This is a genomic window from Candidatus Binatia bacterium (assembly GCA_023150935.1).
Taxonomy (GTDB): domain Bacteria; phylum Desulfobacterota; class Binatia; order HRBIN30; family HRBIN30; genus JAKLJW01.
Genome location: JAKLJW010000020.1, coordinates 1 through 16,435, shown reverse-complemented (window position 1 = coordinate 16,435; position 16,435 = coordinate 1). Strand labels below are relative to the sequence as shown.

Genomic DNA, 16,435 nt, shown 5'->3' with positions numbered 1-16,435 from the left:
ACAAACCCCGCCGGCGAGCGCCGTGTATCAGTGTTTGCCCGGCACGGCGGCTTCCGCCGCAATGCGGGCAACGAACTCCTCCAGCGGCTCGGGCGCCGGAGTTTCCCCGCTGCGGCTACGCACCGCCACCGTCCGGTTTGCCGCCTCCTTGTCGCCCACGATCGCCATGTAGGGAACCTTCTGCAACTGCGCCTCGCGGATCTTATAGCCGAGTTTCTCGTTGCGGTCATCGATCTCGGCCCGCAGACCGGCCCCCCGCAGACGCTCGGTCACCTCCCGGCCGTATGTCTCCTGCCGCTCGGTCAAGGTCAGCACTCGCGTCTGCTCCGGCGCCAGCCATAACGGGAAGGCGCCGCCGGTGTGCTCGATGAGAATGGCGATGAACCGCTCGATCGAGCCGAGCACCGCCCGGTGGAGCATCGTCGGAATCGCCTCCGTGCCTTCCGGCGTCACGTAACGGAGGGCGAAGCGCTCAGGCATCGCGCAGTCGATCTGCACCGTGGCCAGCGTCCACGAACGTTCCAGGACATCACGGAAATCGAAGCCGATCTTCGGACCGTAAAAAGCTCCCTCGCCCGGTAAGACGGTTACCGCGAAACCGGCCTGCTCCAGGGCCCGCCGCAGAGCCGCCTCGGCGGCATCCCAGAGTTCGATACGACCGAGGAACTTCTCCGGCCGGGTCTGCAGCGTCACCTCGATCCGGTCGAAGCCGAATGCCCCGTACACTTCCCGCACCATGGCCACAAAGCGCTCGAGCTCGATGTCCGTCTGCTCCGGCGTGCAGTAGATGTGAGCGTCGTCCTGAACCATCGAGCGCACGCGGGTCAGTCCGGTCAGGGTGCCCGAGGGCTCGAAGCGGTGCAGACGGCTGAAGTCGGCGTAGCGCACCGGCAGGTCGCGGTACGAGTGCTTGCGAGTTCCAAACAGGTAGCAGTGGCCGGGGCAGTTCATCGGCTTGACGCCGTACTCCTGCTCGTCCACCTGCATCAGGAACATGTCCTCACGGAAGGCGTCGTAGTGCCCCGAGGTCTTCCACAACTCGGTCTTGTAGATGAGCGGCGTGATCACCTCGGTGTAGCCGTATCGCCCGTAGAGGCCGCGGACGAAGTCGACGAGGACGTTGTACAGCACGGTGCCCCGCGGATGAAAGAACGGCGATCCGGGAGCGATCGGGTGCAGCGAGAACAGGTCCAACACCTGCCCCAGGCGGCGATGGTCGCGTTGCCGGGCCTGTTCGAGCCGCTCCAGATAGGCCTCGAGGTCGGCACGCGTAGCCCAGGCAGTGCCGTAGATGCGTTGCAGCATCTCGTTACGTTCGTCGCCGCGCCAGTACGCCCCGGCGACGCTGGTGAGTTTGAACGCCCCGAGCTTACCGGTCGATGGAACGTGCGGCCCGCGGCACAGATCGACCCAGTCGCCCTGGCGGTAAAGCGACACCACGGCCTCGGGTATGCCTTCGAGGATCTCCACCTTGTACTGCTCGCCCATCTCGCGGAAACGAGCGATGGCCTGCTCGCGCGGCATTTCTTCGCGCGTCACCTTCAGGTCGGCCTTGACGATCTCGCGCATTGCCGCCTCGATGCGCTCGAGGTCCTCCGGCGTGAACGGCGTGTCGCGCTTGAAGTCGTAGTAGAAGCCGTTCTCGATTACCGGCCCGATGGTCACCTGCACGTTCGGGAACAAGCGTTGTACCGCCTGCGCCATGAGATGCGCGGTGGAATGGCGCAGCACTTCGAGGCCCGCCGGGGAATCGGCGGGTATCGCGGCGATCTCCGCGTCCTCGACCAGCGGATAGGAAAGATCGACCCTGCGACCGTTGACGGTCGCGGCAACCACCCGACCGGACAGCGCCCCGGCGGCCTTCAGGGCCGCAACAACCGGCGTGCCGGCCGCCGTCGCATGACGGTTTCCGTCGGGTGTCGTAATCGTGATCTGTGCCATTAACAAAGATGCGCCGGCGTCGCCCCGGCGCGCCGGCGGCCAGGAAGGGCTGGTAGGCACGGGCGGGATTGAACCGCCGACCTCTTCCGTGTCAGGGAAGCGCTCTCCCACTGAGCTACGTGCCTGCGACCCGTCACCGCCGCGCCGCCGCCCAGCCCGCCCCGGGGCCGGACGGCGCACGCGCGCGCCGGTGTCAGCTCTTGCGATTCAACTCGTCGTCGATGACGGCCTTGAAGTTCTCGAACGGCTGCGCACCGCTCACGAGACGCCCGTTGATGATAAAACCCGGCGTTCCGGTCACGCCCACGCTCTGGCCCTCGGTCATCTGCGCCTTCACTTCGTCGGCCGTCTTGTTGCCGTCGAAGCACTCGTTGAACTTCGCCATGTCGATCTTCGAGTCCTTCAACGCCTCCGCCGTCTTTTCCTTCAGGTTCTGCGGCGTAATCTCTTTCTGGTGCTCGAAGTAGAAGTTGTAGAGCTTCCAGTACGCGTCCTTGTTGTTCTGCAACAGCGCACACTCGGTAGCCACCGCCGCAGGCTGCGCCCACGGATGCATCGGCAGCGGGAAGTGCTTGTAGTAGAACTTCACCTTGTCGCCGTACTCCTTCAGCACCTGATTCTCCATGGTGTTGTAGCCACGGGTGCAGAACGGACACTGGAAGTCGGAGTACTCGACGATCGTGACCTTGGCATTCTCGCCGCCCTTGAACGGACGGTTCTTCACCGCGACCTTTTCCATCACCGCCTTGAAGGGATCGACCGTGATGTCTTCCACCTCGCCGAAGACGAGATAGCGGCCGTCCTCCGACATGGTCACCGGCACCTTGCGATTGCCGGCCACGATGACGGCCGACTTGGCGCCCTTGAACGCGGTCGACGGCTTAACGTCTTCCACCTGGAGGGTGACGTTGGGCGGAACGTTCGCCTTGCGGCGGTAGTAATCGACGATCTTCGCGTTCGGATCGTCGGCAGCTCGGACGGCAGTCGTGACCGCCACGCCCGCACCTACCAACGACAACGCCGCCACACCTGTACAGATGAGTCGCTTCATGAGGCACATCTCCTCTCTCTTTTCGGATCCCGATCCGGGAATCCGGGTCAGTTAGCACGTGCATCCGCGGCACACAACCAATTCCCCCCGGGGTGGGGCCGGCGGGCCTACAGGCTCATGGCGCCCGCCGGCGCCGGTACAACGTCTCCACCGCCCCGTCTTCGCGCGCCACCTCGCCGCGAACACACAGGTGCTCCAGGTGCGCCAGCGTCTCGAAGGTCGCCGGGAACTGCAACGTCAGCGGCGCGTCGCGGTCGAAGCCGAACGCTTTCTGCGCCGCCGCGTACGCGGTCAGGGGCCGCGCCCCCACGGCATCCGCAATCTCCCGCAAACGGTACTCGTGATGCTGCGCGATCTGAGCGGCTCGGCGCCGATGTTCCGTGAACGGACGGCCGTGCGCCGGCAGAACCAACCGGACATCCAACCCCTGCACCTTGCGCTGCGAGGCGAGGAAGTCCCCGAGCGGATCCGGCGGCCCGTCGGGATACCACCCGACGTGCGGCGTGATCTTCGGCAGCAAATGGTCGCCGGCAACGAGCAACCCCTGCGACGGCAAGCGCAGAACGCAGTGCCCCGGCGTGTGCCCCGGCGTGGCGATCGCCTCGAGCGATAACTCGGCTACCGACACCACCGCACCGTCCTCCAGGAACTCGTCCGGTTCCGCCGGCATGTACATCGTGCCCCACCACTCCCCCGGCGTCGGCACGCGCCCGAAGCGCTCGATCGGCAGGCCGTGCCGCGCGAAGAACGCCATCGCCTCGTCCCCGCGCTCTCGAGTCCGATAGTGTTCGGAACTGCGGTGGTCGGCACGGCTGATCCACACCGCGGCGCCCGTGCGCTGTTTGAGCGCCGCCGAGGCCCCGAAGTGGTCCGGGTGGTGGTGCGTACACACGATGGCCCGCACCGCCTCGGGCCGACACCCGACCGCGGCAAACGCCGCTTCCATCGCTTCCAGGCTGTCCTGCGTATTGAGGCCCGTGTCCACCAGCACCCAGCCGCCGGCGCCACTCAGCAAGTACACGTTGACGACGGTCGGCTTACCGGGCAGCGGCAGGCGCACCAGAAACACCCCCGCGGCAACTTCCTGAACTGTGCCCTCGCGCATGGGAGTAATGCCGGCCGGGAGCGGCCCCACGGCAGACTATTCGTGGATGATGTCCTGCACCCCGAAGGTCAGGTCGACCTTCACTCGCCAACGCGCCACCGCGCCGCGCTCAACCACGGCCTCGACGTCGACGAGGTGCACCCGCCGGATGTTGTCGATCGTCGCCGCCGCGCGCGACACCGCAATCTCGACCGCTTCCTCGATGCTGCGGGCGGAAGAACCCGTGAGCTGTACAGTCTTCTCGACCATGTTACCCCAGCGCCTCGAACGACTGATGGGCGATGTCCCAGACGGCAGCCGGGAAGATGCCGAGCACGATCGTCCCGGCGGCCGCGATTACCAGCGTCGCCAGAAGATACGGCCGGCGCGAGGCCGGCGTCACCTGCAAGTCGCCTTCCTGCATGTACATGCGCACCAGCACCGCAACATAGTAGTACACCGACACGACGCTGTTCAGCATCCCGATGATGGCCAGCCAATAGTACCCGGCCTGCACCGCCGCGCTGAAGACGTAGAACTTCGCAACAAACCCGCCGAGCGGCGGGAAGCCCGCCAGCGATAGCATGAACACGGTCATCGCCAATCCGAGTACCGGGTTGCGAAAACCCAGTCCGGCGTAGTCGGCAATCTCCTCGTTCGGCTCGCCCCGCCGACCGATGGCAATGACCACCGCAAACGCCCCCAGGGTCATCAGAGCGTAAACCAGCAGATAGAACAGCATCGCACTGCCGCCGCCGGAGCCGCCCGCAACCATGCCGATCAGCAGATACCCCGCATGCGCAATACTGGAGTAGGCCAGCATCCGCTTGATGTTGGTCTGCACCACCGCAGTAATGTTGCCGACCGTCATCGTGAGCACGGCAAGGATCCAGATGATCCAGGTCCAGTCCGCCCCCAGAGGCGCGAGCGTGTGCATGAACACGCGCACGAACGCCGCAAAGGCGGCGGACTTGATACCCACCGCCATGAACGCCGTAACCGCCGTCGGCGAACCCTCGTACACGTCGGGGGCCCAGACGTGGAACGGCACCGCCGCCACCTTGAAAGCGAACCCCACCAGCAACAAACCGATCCCCGCCGTCACCACCGCGGGCTGGTCGACCGCCGCCTGCGCGATCCGCGTCCCCATCGCCGGCAACGTCGTCGTGCCGGTGGCACCGTACAGCAAGGCGATACCGAAAAGCAGGAACCCCGTGGCAAACGCCCCGAGCAGAAAATACTTCAGTGCCGCCTCGTTCGACCGCAACTCCTGCCGCGCCATGCCCGCCAGTACGTACGCCCCGATCGACATGACCTCGAGGCCGAGGAAGATCGCCATGAGGTCCGTCCCCATGGCCATCAGCACCATGCCGACCGTCGCCAGCAGAATCAACGTGTAGTAGTCCCCGGTTCGGATGTCGGTCAGCTCCAGATAGCTCATCGACATGAGCACCGACAGACCGGAGCCGAGGCAGAACAGCAACGTAAAGAAAAGCCCGTAACGATCGAGAACCAGCGCGTCCGACAACGTACTGATACGCGTGTTCCACAGCGCCGCCGCCGCCACCGCCGTCACGATTAGACCGATCACCCCCACCCAGCCGACGCTGTCGCGGTCGGGCCCCTCGCTCCACAGGTCGGTGACCATGGCCAACAACGCCGTGCCGGCCACCAGCAACACCGGCAACAACGCCAGCCACGATATGTCCGGAGGCGCGATCATCTCCCCCTCACCACCGCAGCAAGTTGATCTCGTCGGCGTTCACCGTCTCCCGATTACGGAAGACCGCAATGATGATCGCCAGGCCGACGGCAACCTCCGCCGCCGCCACTACCATCACGAAAAAGACCATCACCTGCCCGTCGACCGAGTGGAGCTGCCGCGAGAACGCCACGAAGACCAGATTTACCGCGTTCAGCATCAACTCGATCGACATGAATATGACGATCGCGTTGCGCCGCACCAGCACGCCGACCGCGCCGATCGTGAACATCGTCGCCGCCAGCAGCAGATACCAGTTCAACGGCAGCGGCGTCATACGAGGTTACGCTTGGCCAGCACGATCGACCCGACGACGGCCACCAGCAGGAGGATCGAGGTTACTTCGAACGCCAGGAGAAAATGCGTGAACAGTCGCTCGCCGATCGGCACTATGCCGCCGAAGTCGGCCGGCACCGGCGCCCCCATTCCCGGCCCGCCCGGACCCGCCGCCGCCGTCGCCCCCGCATCTCCGAGGAAGAAACGCCCTACCGCCAGCAGAAACAGCACGCCGGCAGCCGCACCCACCCCGAGATGGCGCACCCCGACCGAAAAGCCCGGCTCCGCCTGCAAGTTGAGCAGCATGATGACGAACAGGAACAACACCATGATGGCTCCGGCGTATACGATGATCTGCAGCGCGGCGATGAGTTGCGCGTCCAGCGTCGCAAACATCGCCGCCAGCAGGAACATCGCCACCACCAACGACAGAGCGCTGCGGATCGGATGGCGCGCCAGCACCACACCCAGCGAAGCGGCAATCAACCCGATCGCCAGCACCGCGAACACCACCGTGGCCGGCGCCGCACCCGACAGCTCGAAACCCGCAAACAGCACGAGACCCGCACCCGACGCGAGCAACAAACCCGCCAGCATCGCAAGGACGATCAGCGCCATCGACCCTTACCTCTGCAACGCCAGCGCCACCGCCCCGGTCAGCACGATGTTGACCAGCGCCAGCGGCATCAGACCCTTCCAACCGAAACTCATGAGCTGGTCGTACCGCAGCCGCGGCAGCGTCCACCTGAGCGCCACCTGCAGCCAGCAGAAAAAGAGCGTCTTCGCCATGAACGCCGCCACGCCGAGCAACGCCACCACCGCCTGCGGCAACGGGACGGTCGCACCGCCCGGGAAGTGGAAGCCGTCGCCGAGCAGGTACGGCACCTGCCACCCGCCGAAGAACATCGTCGTCACCAGCCCCGCCACGACCGCGATCTCGGCGAAGTCGGTCATGAAAAACAACAGATACTTGATCCCCGAGTACTCCGTGAAGAATCCCGAGACCAGCTCCGACTCGCCCTCCGGCAGATCGAATGGCACCCGCTTGCTCTCGGCAATGCCCGCCGTCAGAAAGATCAGAAAAGCCAGCGGCTGATAGAGAATACCCCACGCCGGCAACCACCCGCCGATGAGCTGCCCCTGCTCCCGCACCATCTGCTGCAGGTCCAGCGTGCCGTAGGTCATCACCATCGCCAGGATCGACAACCCCAGACCCAACTCGTACGAAATCATCTGTGCCGAACCGCGGATGCCGCCGAGAAGCGAGAACCGGTTGTTCGACGCCCACCCCGCCAGCACCACGCCGTAAACGCTGATGGCAATCACCGCGACAATGTAGAGCACGCCGACATCGAGATTCACCGCCTGCAGCTCGATCGTCCGCCCGCCGACGACCAGCACGTCGCCGATCGGAATCGCCGCGAACGCCACCAGCACCGGCACCAGGTTGACCAGCGGCGCCAGCGTGTGCAGCAGCCGGTCGACTCCGGCCGGGATGACGTCTTCCTTGGTCAGAAACTTCAGCGGGTCGGCGACCATCGTGTTGATGAGCCCCAGACCGGCAAAACCGAAGATGCTCGCCCGGTTGGCGCCGATGCGGTCCTGGATCAGGGCACTGCCCTTGCGCTCGATCCACCCCAGCACGCCGGCCAACACCAGAATCATGTTCAGGACGACGAAGACCTTGACCGCGATGATCGCGAAGTCGATCGGCATGACCCGTATCCGATACTCACACCGCGGCAAGGGGCCGGTAACCCGGGCCGCACGCGGCAGAGCTGCGTCCCCTCACTCCCACTCGAGCCCGCCCTTCCGCCACACGAACAGCAACGCCAGGCCAAGCACACCGATGAACGTCAGCATTTCGAAGAACCCGAACCAACCGAGCTGCCGGAACAACACACCCCACGGGTAAAGCAGCACGACCTCCACGTCGAAGACGATGAACAAGATGGCCGTGACGTAGAACTTGACGGGGAAACGACCCCAGGCACTGCCGGTCGACGGGTTCCCGCACTCGAACGCTTCCAGCTTGATCGGCGTCGCCCGGCGCGGCGCCAGCAACCAGTTGAGCCCGAGCATTCCGCCGGCGATCAGACCGGCAATGGCGAAACTCAGCAGGACGGGAACGTATTGGTCGAACATGCGCGCGGACTCACCTGCGGCCGCCTGGAACGTCGCACTCATGCCGCCCCGGCCGCGCCGAAAAAACGCTGGTCGATTATTCGATACCCGAAACCAAGTCAAGGTACGCCCACCCCACCCCAGGCCCCCAGCCTCTCAGGCCCCCAGGCCCTCAGGCCACCCATGCCCCCGTCGCGAACTCGACACTGCACCCCAATCCACCGTGCCACTATTGCCGCTCGACACCTCCGACCATGCAGCAGGGACCATCAGAAGCGCTGGCACCTCATTTGCGTTTCGGTATGCGACCCGGATCGCAGGAGGGACCGTGCATGCGCAACTGGACAGGTAGAAACGCGGCAGCCGGCCTGGCTGCCGCCCTCGCGATGCTCCTGCTCACGCCAGGTCACGGCTGGGGATATGCGGAGGACATCGGCAGGGACAGCGAGCAACCGCACAGTACATTTCATTACGAACTGACACGCGCGCTGGCACGGGCGGCGGGATACAGCAGCGCCGACGCCGATCTCATCGGCATCGCCGCGGCGGCCACCGACTCGGGCACGTTCAAAGGCGACCTCGCCGGTAGTCGACGCATCACGATCCAAGGCACCGACCGCTCCAGCGAAGCGGGGCAGTACTACCACTTCGGACGGCGCCACTCGACCAACGCCACCGGCGAGTACGTGTACCCGGGTGCGCGCGACGAGTGCCCGTACTTCACGGAGCGTAACCTCTGTCCGGTCCCCAGCGAGATCGACGAGATCGAGCTGTGGGCGGCCTACGCGCAGGGAGCCCCGACCTTCGGGGTGCCGCAGTACGCTCTCGACGGCGGCGCAGCCGCACCGGTGGAACCCAGGAGTTCGGTGGCACTCGGGATCTATCTGCACGCACTCGCCGATTCGTACTCGCACGAGAAGTGCATGGAGGTGGCGCAGGTGCGCATGCACTTCCCCGATCCGAAGGAATGCACGGGCGTGTTCTGGCACGAGGAGGCCGAGTTCGGGGTGCATGGAGATACCAGCGGCGTGCCGTACACGAAGGACGCCGGGCGCGCCGTGTGGACGGCGATCCGGTGGTTCCGCAAACAGGCGGGACTGCCCGACGCGATACTGATGAACGAGGAAGAGGTCGAGCTCTTCGTCGATCGGTGGGCCGAGTTCGACGCGGCGCCCGACCGGCGCGACTTCGCCGTGGCGGGCTTCGAATCGCTAAACGCCGTCCCCACGGCGACACCGACGGGAACCCCGCCCCCGACCGCCACGCCGGCCGCGACCCCGCAGCCGACGGCCCTGCCGGCAGCAACGGCAACCCCGACGAGAGACGGCAATGGCGGCTGTTCGCTGAGCCGCGAGCCCGAAACCGGGCTCATCGCATGGCTGTTCGCCGGCGCCGCCGCGTTTCTCTTGCGGCGCCGCCAGACCGCGCGTGCCGTCCGCAATCACGAGTTTCCAGGTTAGCCGACGAGTTCGTCGAAATCGGCGAGCAAGCGTTTCCCGCGGTGATAGCCGCGTTCCGCGATCAGGCCCGGCGCTGGCCAAGCGCCGCGAGGTCCGCCGCCACGCGTCGCAGTGCGGCCTCGATCGGGTTCATCGCCGCGGCCACGAACGCACACGTCCCGGGCAGTCGCCCCCCTCGGCCCCGGGACGGCGGTGCAACCACTCGGTGACCATGGCGTCTATCTCGGCCTCGGACGCTGTCGGGTGGGTCCGTCGCAAGCGCTGGCGCAGCATCGCCGCGCCAAACTCGAAGAGGTCCAGCGTCAGCCGAAAGCGCTCGACCATGCGCCGGCGAACGGCCGCGTCCATGTACCGACTTTACTCCACGCCAGCCGGAACGGCCAGCACGGGCCCCGGCGGGACCGCTCCGGTGGCTTCGCTCTCTACGCACTCCCCCAACGGCAAGGAGGAACAGAGCAGAAAAAAGACCTCGGAAACCCAGCAAACCGAGAACCTGCAACCCAACGGCGATGGGGAAGTGCAATTGTCGCCCCCGGCGGAAAGTAATTGACGTCAGCCACACCCGCCGCCCAACGGCAACAGCACCCCGCTGCGGAGTCAGGTACCGCGCCCGATCTCATCCGCTCACCTGACCTCTCCGTCGAAAATATCCGAGGCAGACTGACCGCCGTCATCCTGGCCCTGTTCCGCGCGTAGCCTTGACGGGTACTACCGGAGAGAATAGGCTCCTGATCAGGAGTTCGCGATGCCGCGGCCACTACAGTATCCCGTCACCAGCTACCGGACAGAGGCGCCGCCGGACCTCGCTGCGCGCGGTGAGCGGGCGCGGCTGTCGGCGCCCGGCCTGAAGGCCTTCTTCAACATCATGAAGCGCTGGAAGGTACGCGACGAGGATGCACGCGCGCTGCTCGGCGGCGTCAGCAATGGGCCGTTCTACGAGATGAAGCGCCACCCCGAACGGGTCCTCGACACCGACCGGCTCACCCGCATCTCGTATCTCATCGGCATTTTCAAGGCGCTACGCATCCTCCACTCGCCGCGTCTGGCCGATGAGTGGGTGCACCTGCCAAATGCCAATCCGATCTTCGCCGGCAAGACGCCGCTGTTCTTCATGATGCGCGGCGGCCTGCCGGCCATGCAGACGGTCCGCCGACTGCTCGACGCGCGCCGGGCGGGTTGATGGCGCTGCCCCTGGTCTCGCTCCTACGCCAGCTCGATACGCACCGCCTCGTACCATCGCAGCACTCGCCGCGTGGCGAGAGCGTGCTCGCGGCGATCGCCGATGATGACCCGCACTTGCAAGCCATCGTCGAGCTGGACGCCGCCACGAACGACCGCGTCCTCGCCGAGCACCAGTTGCTGCCGGGCATCGGCGTAGAGGAGTTGGTGTTTGGCGTGCCACACGCCGCGGTCATCAACGCCGCCTTCTGTCACGCGCACCCGCTGGGCGGGCGCTTCAACGGTCCGGAGCGCGGTGCCTGGTACGCCGCGTTCGCGCTCGCCACGTCGCAAGCCGAAGTTGGGTTCCACAAGTCGGTGCAACTGGCCGAGATCGGGCGCTTCGAGGACACGGTCACCTACGACGATTATCTTGCCGATTTCAGCGCCAGCGTTCACGACCTGCGCCGCGGGCGCGCATGGCGCGGCTGCCTTGATCCCACCAGCTATGTCGCGTCGCAGGCGTTGGCCACCCGGCTGCTCGATGCGGCCTCCCTCGGGGTGGTCTATCCGAGCGTCCGCCATCGGGGCGGCACCTGCGTCGCGTGCTTCCGGCCGGCTCTGGTAACGAACGTCCGGCGCGCTCGCACGTACCGGTTCACCTGGCGGGGAGCCCCGTCGCCGAAAATCACGATCGAGGGCTGACCATTCCCGGCCGGGCCATCGGCCGGCGCGTCCGTCGCCATGGCGACGTCGACCTCTCGCGTCGTTCGGGGCTCGGCACGCGCGCCCACGGCCAATCAGCCAGGGACGGCCCAGCGCTGGCCAAGCGCCGCGAGGTCCGCCGCCGTGCGTCGCAATGCGATCTCGATAGGGTTCATCGACACGGCCGCGAACGCACACGTCCCGGACAGTCGCCCCCCTCGGCATCGATGCTCGCGGTCCGTACCCGACTCGATACCGATACCGAAGGCGATACCGACCCCGAGGGGAACTCGCTGCCAGGGAAATGCCGAGCAAGACGCTCCACCAGAACGGCACCACAGGGCCGAGCGGCCAGGCGGGCAGCGTTCCGGTCCGGTGACGGATGGTGAGTCTCGGCGTTCAGCGTGAGCGCACCGGCGTTTGACCCGGGGAGTCGCCGCGTTTACGCTCACGATCGTGAAGCCGAAAGTCTACCTGGAGACGACCGTGATAAGCTATCTAGTGGCTCGACCGAGTCGGGATATCGTGGTTGCTGCCCACCAGGAACTCACCCGCCAGTGGTGGGATCAGCGGCGCCAGGACTACCATCTCGTCGTCTCGGAGATCGTCCTCCGCGAGTCTGCGGCCGGCGACCCCGAAACAGCCGGACGACGAATGGCGTCGAGTACCTTCTCACGTGGAACTGTGCGCACATCGCAAATGCAGCGATGCGCCGCGCGATCGACGACGGCTGTATCGAGCAAGGATACGAGCCGGCGGTGCTGTGTACGCCTGAAGAGCTGAGCGAGGGGTAGTTCATGTGGAAAGATCCAATCGTTGAAGAGGTACGCAAGATCCGACAGGAGCATGCCGAGCGGTTCAATTACGACCTGCGCGCGATCGCTGCCGATCTTCGCCGGCAGCAAGAGCAGAGTGGCCGCAGGTATGTTCGGTTTGAGCCACGGCGCCCTTCCGCGACGGCGAAGCGGAAAGCAGGATGATCTCAAGCCGAACATCAGCTTGCAGGGGACGCGAGAGAGGAGCACGCCGCTACTGCTGAGCGTTCAGCCTGAACCAATCGGGGTCGGTATCGGTATCGCCTTCGGTATCGCCTTCGGTATCGACCCGCCGACCCCCGGTCGCAGCGCCGTCGGCGTCGATGCTTGCGGTCCGTACTCGACTCGATACCAAGGCCGAAGGAGCGGGTGTGCGCCCGCGTACCCGCGCCCGGTGCACCGGGCGCCTCGACTGCGCCGGGGCATTCATGCCCGGGGCTTCCGCTGCGGGGTGCTGTTGTCGTGCTGTGGCCGCGCTATGGCGGCGCCATGGCCGGCGAACGCGTGCGGAGCGCACGTTCCACCACTGCCGCAGGAACGCGCGCGGAGATCGCGTTCCACCTCGTGCGGCAGAACGCGCGCGGAGCGCACGTTCCACCCGGATGCGCGAAGAAATCGGATGCGGAGGGCGAGCCTCCCGGTAACGTCCGCTACACCCGTGGGACATGCTCAGATGGCCAACGGGTTGCGGGTCGGGAGCTCGGGAAAAAGCGAGAAGTCACGGTCCGCGGTGAGCGGTTCCTCCACACCGTGGGCAACGCATAGAGCTGCCACGCGGGCATCATGGACGACCGGTCCACGCACTCGGGGCCGCCGAGCGAACCGCTCGATAATCGCCACGAAGTCCTCCGTCTCGGCCAGCAGAAACGCACTCGGCGACGCCGCCCAGACGGCGACCTGCCGCCACGCCTGGTCCGGCGTGCTGGCGGCCTGCTTCCAGATCCGCGGGTTGGTCACCACGCTGAAGAACTCGTAAACGCAGGGCCATGGAATCGCCCAGCGACTCGCTCCCTCCGCAAGCCCGCGCACGATCTCGCTCGCGCGTCCGTGATGTCGCGACTCCCGGCGATGGGCGTACACCAGGATATTCGTGTCGAGAGCAATCACCGTATCGTCGGCTCGCCGTAGATCTCCTCACGCAGGTCGTGCCACGAAAGCGCCTCGAGAGGATCGGTACCGTCCGGGTCCCCGACGCTGGCGTCGACCAGCCTGTAACCGTGCGACGCGGGAGGTTCGGAGAGCACGCGCCTCAACCCGTCCTCCACGATCGCCCGCAGCGGGCGGCGCACTTCTTTCGCGTACCGCCTGGCACGATCCAGCAGAGCGTCCTGAATGTCGAGGGTCGTCTTCACGCCGCCATCGTATGTTGGTCGCTCTGTATGGGCAAGCCACACTCGATGTGCCGGCCGCGTCGTTTCATCTCCGGCCGTGTCCGGGAAGCGGCGCGCACCGGAGCCGAGGACCGGCGTCTTCCTTACGTTGGAGGGAACGCGCGCGGAGCGCACGTTCCACCCGATTGCGCGAAGAAACCGGATGGGGAGGGAGAGCCGCGCTTACCGCACCCGGCGATGAATCGCCGGGCTCAACCGAGTCGCCCCGTAAACGGGGCGTGCGCGCGCGTACCCGCGCCCCGCCGGAGTGTCCGAATTGGCGCACGGTCCCCATACCAGATGCAGGTCACGCGGCGGCCCACCGGGCTCTCGGTCCCGCCCTTCGTCTGTGCGACCTGCACGACGACATACCCCGCCGCCAGCGCGCGCAGCACGAAACGGCGCAGCAACGCTATGGGGAATCCGGCCGTCAGAGCGTATCCGGCCCGCGGACTTCGTATGGGACGCAATCCGAACACCCGCTGGGCCACCAGGCGTTGCGACCCGAAAAACTCTATGTACCGGCCCACCTGCACGAACACCAGGCCGTCCGGACCTATCGCTCGCGCCAGCGCCGCGTAGGCCCGCGCAAACGACTCCGCTCTTCGCGCCGCCGGACAGCGTGCCGCGACGGTCCATCCCCGCCGCACGTACAGAGCGTCCAGCCACTCGTGGCGGTCCCAGACGGCCTCCCACTGCCGCCACGCCGCCCCTTGACGCAGATGGCCCGCGTACGATGCCAGCGTCGACCGCAACCGTACCAACGGTACCGCGTCACCCTTGAACCGCGCTCGATCCGCATCCGCAGGGAACGGGATCGTTGCCACCCCCGATTCCCCCATCCGGCACACAAGACGCGCCCGGTAGCCGGCTAGATGCTCATCGAGGTTGTGCAGGGTCCGGCGCCTTACCCGTCTGTGGGTCCACCACGTTCGCCAGCCGACGAATTCCACCCCCGTGCTAACCCGCCGTGGCTCTGCACCATCGTCGCGCAAGGACAGCAGCAGCGTCTCCTCCACAAACGACGCGATGCGCGTCCCAGCCGCGCGTAACCAGTCGGCGTCCTCGTGCAGCAGGACCAGATCGTCCACGTAGCGCAGATAGTACCGGCACTTCAGCTCGCGCTTCACGAACTGATCGAGTGGGTTCAAATAGACGTTGGCCCAGAACTGGCTCGTCAGGTTACCGATCGGCAGACCGCGTTCGTTGCCACCCCCGAAGAGGCTCTTCCCTTTGGGAATGGGATACCTCCCACTGTAGGGCGCCGGAACTCGGGCACCGCCCGGCTTGAAGCGATAGTCGGTCGTCGGGTCGTGGAACAGGATGACCCGGGTGAGCCAGCGCATCTCCGGGTCCGCCACGTAACGGCAGACGATTCGATAGAGGGTCTCCTTGTGAATAGAGGCGAAGAAGCTCGACACGTCGAGCTTCAGTGCCCGGGCAGGCCGGCGGCCGTTGGCGGTAATGCGGCGCAGAAACGTCATCAACCGATCGCTGGCGGCGAGGACTCCCTTGCCGCGGCGGCACGCGAACGAGTCGGCGATGAACTTCGGCTCGAAGACGCGCTCGAGCTGCGCCACCAGCACGTGATGGACGATGCGGTCGCGAAAGTCGGCCGCGAACACCTCCCGCGGCTTCGGCCCGCCGGTCACGAAGCAGATCGACGGCCCGGGCCGGTAGGTGTGCGAGCGCAGCTCCTCCTGCAAGCGGAACAACTCCGCCTCGGCGTTCAGTTCGAAGCGCAGGGCGTTGCTCGTGTTGCGCTTGTTGCGCCGGCAGGCGCGGTAGTGCCGGTGGAGCGTCGCGAAGCTGTATGGGTCGGGTTGCATGCGGAAGAAAAGAAATCCGTGCCCGCAGCGCCGGGGCCGCGATCACGATCCGCCGCGCACGGCACGGACATAGTTGTTGTTGGACTTATTGTTCGCGTTCACGTTCCCATTGTTGAAGTTCACGTTCCACGCGTTGTTCGGATTGTTCTGGTACGTAGTAGACGACCAGTAGTTGGACGAAACAGTCGCCCGTTCCACTTGTGCCCTCCTTCGCTCGCTGCGCGAGCTTCCACCTCCGCCAGAGCTTCGGTGGACGAGTCGGAGGGCTGGCCCTCTGTCGCTGCGCGAGTGTCGGAGGATATGTCCGGACGTCTGGCCCGGCCGCAGCCGGGGAAGGCGTCCCTGGGCCTCGGCCCCACCACAGGGCGTCGGCGTCGACCGGAGGGCAGCCCGTGGCCGAGGCCTCCGGTGGGAACGGGACCTCGTGATCATGGCACGCTCGGCCCCGCTAGCTCGCTGAGCATCGCGGGCCGATTCTGGCCACGGCCCCGGCGCTGACTCTTCAACCAGCCTTCGTTCTGCTTGGCGAGATCGACAACCAGGCGCATACCGTGCTCGAAGGAGTTGGCGTTCGGAAACGCCTTCGTGTCGTGACAGAGTCGCAACAACACTTTGAGCGCCTCCAGCTCCTCGCGTAACTCGAGCAGCACCGGCTCCTTGTTGACGCGCGCGTTCGCCCGCACCACCAGCGTCAGCACTCGACGAGCGCCCTGCCGTAACTCCGCGCCAATCTCGTACTTATTAAAGCGCGAAAAGTGCCGCACCGCCTGCTCCAGCCATAGACAGAGATCGTACGCGCCCTTGTAGATCGGCAGGTGCTCCGTGTGCGCCATCGTCAGCCGATTTCGCGGGGCTCGGCG

At 66.0% G+C, this 16,435-nt stretch carries 19 protein-coding genes, 1 tRNA gene and 1 pseudogene; 5 read left to right on the top strand and 16 right to left on the bottom strand.

Annotation, left to right across the window (positions count from 1 at the left end):
* Positions 1-27 precede the first annotated feature (27 nt).
* From thrS to L6Q96_12940, 10 genes are all read right to left on the bottom strand, one after another.
* Positions 28-1,941 carry a threonine--tRNA ligase gene (gene thrS, locus L6Q96_12985; GenBank protein MCK6555474.1) on the bottom strand — a complete coding sequence of 638 codons (1,914 nt, stop codon included), beginning with the start codon at positions 1,939-1,941 and terminating at the stop codon, positions 28-30.
* 50 nt (positions 1,942-1,991) lie between these two features.
* Positions 1,992-2,066 (bottom strand) — tRNA-Val (locus L6Q96_12980).
* A 68-nt stretch (positions 2,067-2,134) separates the two neighbouring features.
* Complete coding sequence (locus tag L6Q96_12975) at positions 2,135-2,992, bottom strand: DsbA family protein (protein MCK6555473.1); 858 nt, start codon at positions 2,990-2,992, stop codon at positions 2,135-2,137.
* A 115-nt stretch (positions 2,993-3,107) separates the two neighbouring features.
* Entirely contained in the window at positions 3,108-4,097 is a 990-nt protein-coding gene (locus L6Q96_12970) for an MBL fold metallo-hydrolase (GenBank protein ID MCK6555472.1), read from the bottom strand.
* Positions 4,098-4,133: 36 nt separating this feature from the next.
* Positions 4,134-4,346, bottom strand: a complete 213-nt coding sequence (locus L6Q96_12965) for a dodecin family protein (GenBank protein ID MCK6555471.1) — start codon at positions 4,344-4,346, stop codon at positions 4,134-4,136.
* A 1-nt stretch (position 4,347) separates the two neighbouring features.
* Complete coding sequence (locus L6Q96_12960) at positions 4,348-5,799, bottom strand: NADH-quinone oxidoreductase subunit N (protein MCK6555470.1); 1,452 nt, start codon at positions 5,797-5,799, stop codon at positions 4,348-4,350.
* Between the two features lie 7 nt (positions 5,800-5,806).
* On the bottom strand, positions 5,807-6,115 hold the full coding sequence (gene nuoK, locus L6Q96_12955) for an NADH-quinone oxidoreductase subunit NuoK (GenBank protein ID MCK6555469.1): 309 nt from the start codon (positions 6,113-6,115) through the stop codon (positions 5,807-5,809).
* Positions 6,112-6,732 (bottom strand): NADH-quinone oxidoreductase subunit J, encoded by a 621-nt coding sequence (locus L6Q96_12950; GenBank protein ID MCK6555468.1) that lies wholly within the window; start codon positions 6,730-6,732, stop codon positions 6,112-6,114. The genes nuoK and L6Q96_12950 overlap by 4 nt, the downstream gene beginning before the upstream one ends.
* Before the next feature lie 6 nt (positions 6,733-6,738).
* The gene (nuoH, locus tag L6Q96_12945) at positions 6,739-7,830 is read right to left on the bottom strand and encodes an NADH-quinone oxidoreductase subunit NuoH (protein MCK6555467.1); all 1,092 of its coding nucleotides are present in this window, start codon (positions 7,828-7,830) and stop codon (positions 6,739-6,741) included.
* Positions 7,831-7,902: 72 nt separating this feature from the next.
* Entirely contained in the window at positions 7,903-8,301 is a 399-nt protein-coding gene (locus L6Q96_12940; GenBank protein MCK6555466.1) for an NADH-quinone oxidoreductase subunit A, read from the bottom strand.
* A gap of 269 nt (positions 8,302-8,570) precedes the next feature.
* Here L6Q96_12940 and L6Q96_12935 point away from each other — a divergent pair, with 269 nt between their 5' ends.
* Entirely contained in the window at positions 8,571-9,698 is a 1,128-nt protein-coding gene (locus L6Q96_12935) for a hypothetical protein (GenBank protein ID MCK6555465.1), read from the top strand.
* Between the two features lie 129 nt (positions 9,699-9,827).
* On the opposite strand, the gene L6Q96_12930 is transcribed toward L6Q96_12935, so the two are convergent.
* Positions 9,828-10,046: a hypothetical protein gene (locus tag L6Q96_12930; GenBank protein MCK6555464.1), complete on the bottom strand. Its 219-nt coding sequence runs from the start codon at positions 10,044-10,046 to the stop codon at positions 9,828-9,830.
* A gap of 397 nt (positions 10,047-10,443) precedes the next feature.
* On the opposite strand from L6Q96_12930, the gene L6Q96_12925 reads away from it, so the two are divergent.
* The 4 genes and pseudogenes from L6Q96_12925 to L6Q96_12910 all read left to right on the top strand — a co-directional run bounded on the left by L6Q96_12925 (position 10,444) and on the right by L6Q96_12910 (position 12,541).
* Positions 10,444-10,878 (top strand): DUF2384 domain-containing protein, encoded by a 435-nt coding sequence (locus L6Q96_12925; protein MCK6555463.1) that lies wholly within the window; start codon positions 10,444-10,446, stop codon positions 10,876-10,878.
* Positions 10,878-11,561 (top strand): RES family NAD+ phosphorylase, encoded by a 684-nt coding sequence (locus L6Q96_12920; protein MCK6555462.1) that lies wholly within the window; start codon positions 10,878-10,880, stop codon positions 11,559-11,561. Before L6Q96_12925 ends, L6Q96_12920 begins: the two co-directional genes overlap by 1 nt.
* A 456-nt stretch (positions 11,562-12,017) precedes the next feature.
* Positions 12,018-12,355, top strand: a pseudogene (locus tag L6Q96_12915) (DNA-binding protein).
* Positions 12,356-12,358: 3 nt separating this feature from the next.
* Positions 12,359-12,541 carry a hypothetical protein gene (locus L6Q96_12910; GenBank protein MCK6555461.1) on the top strand — a complete coding sequence of 61 codons (183 nt, stop codon included), beginning with the start codon at positions 12,359-12,361 and terminating at the stop codon, positions 12,539-12,541.
* 504 nt (positions 12,542-13,045) lie between these two features.
* Here the strand turns inward: L6Q96_12910 and L6Q96_12905 are convergent.
* From L6Q96_12905 to L6Q96_12885, 5 genes are all read right to left on the bottom strand, one after another.
* A complete protein-coding gene (locus L6Q96_12905) occupies positions 13,046-13,483 on the bottom strand; it encodes a PIN domain-containing protein (GenBank protein MCK6555460.1) in 438 nt (145 codons plus the stop codon).
* Positions 13,480-13,728, bottom strand: a complete 249-nt coding sequence (locus L6Q96_12900) for a DUF2191 domain-containing protein (GenBank protein MCK6555459.1) — start codon at positions 13,726-13,728, stop codon at positions 13,480-13,482. The genes L6Q96_12905 and L6Q96_12900 overlap by 4 nt, the downstream gene beginning before the upstream one ends.
* 230 nt (positions 13,729-13,958) lie before the next feature.
* Positions 13,959-15,575: a hypothetical protein gene (locus L6Q96_12895; GenBank protein MCK6555458.1), complete on the bottom strand. Its 1,617-nt coding sequence runs from the start codon at positions 15,573-15,575 to the stop codon at positions 13,959-13,961.
* A gap of 42 nt (positions 15,576-15,617) precedes the next feature.
* Positions 15,618-15,773, bottom strand: a complete 156-nt coding sequence (locus L6Q96_12890) for a DUF1566 domain-containing protein (protein MCK6555457.1) — start codon at positions 15,771-15,773, stop codon at positions 15,618-15,620.
* A 230-nt stretch (positions 15,774-16,003) separates the two neighbouring features.
* On the bottom strand, positions 16,004-16,435 hold a 432-nt coding region (locus tag L6Q96_12885; protein MCK6555456.1), incomplete at its 5' end, for a four helix bundle protein.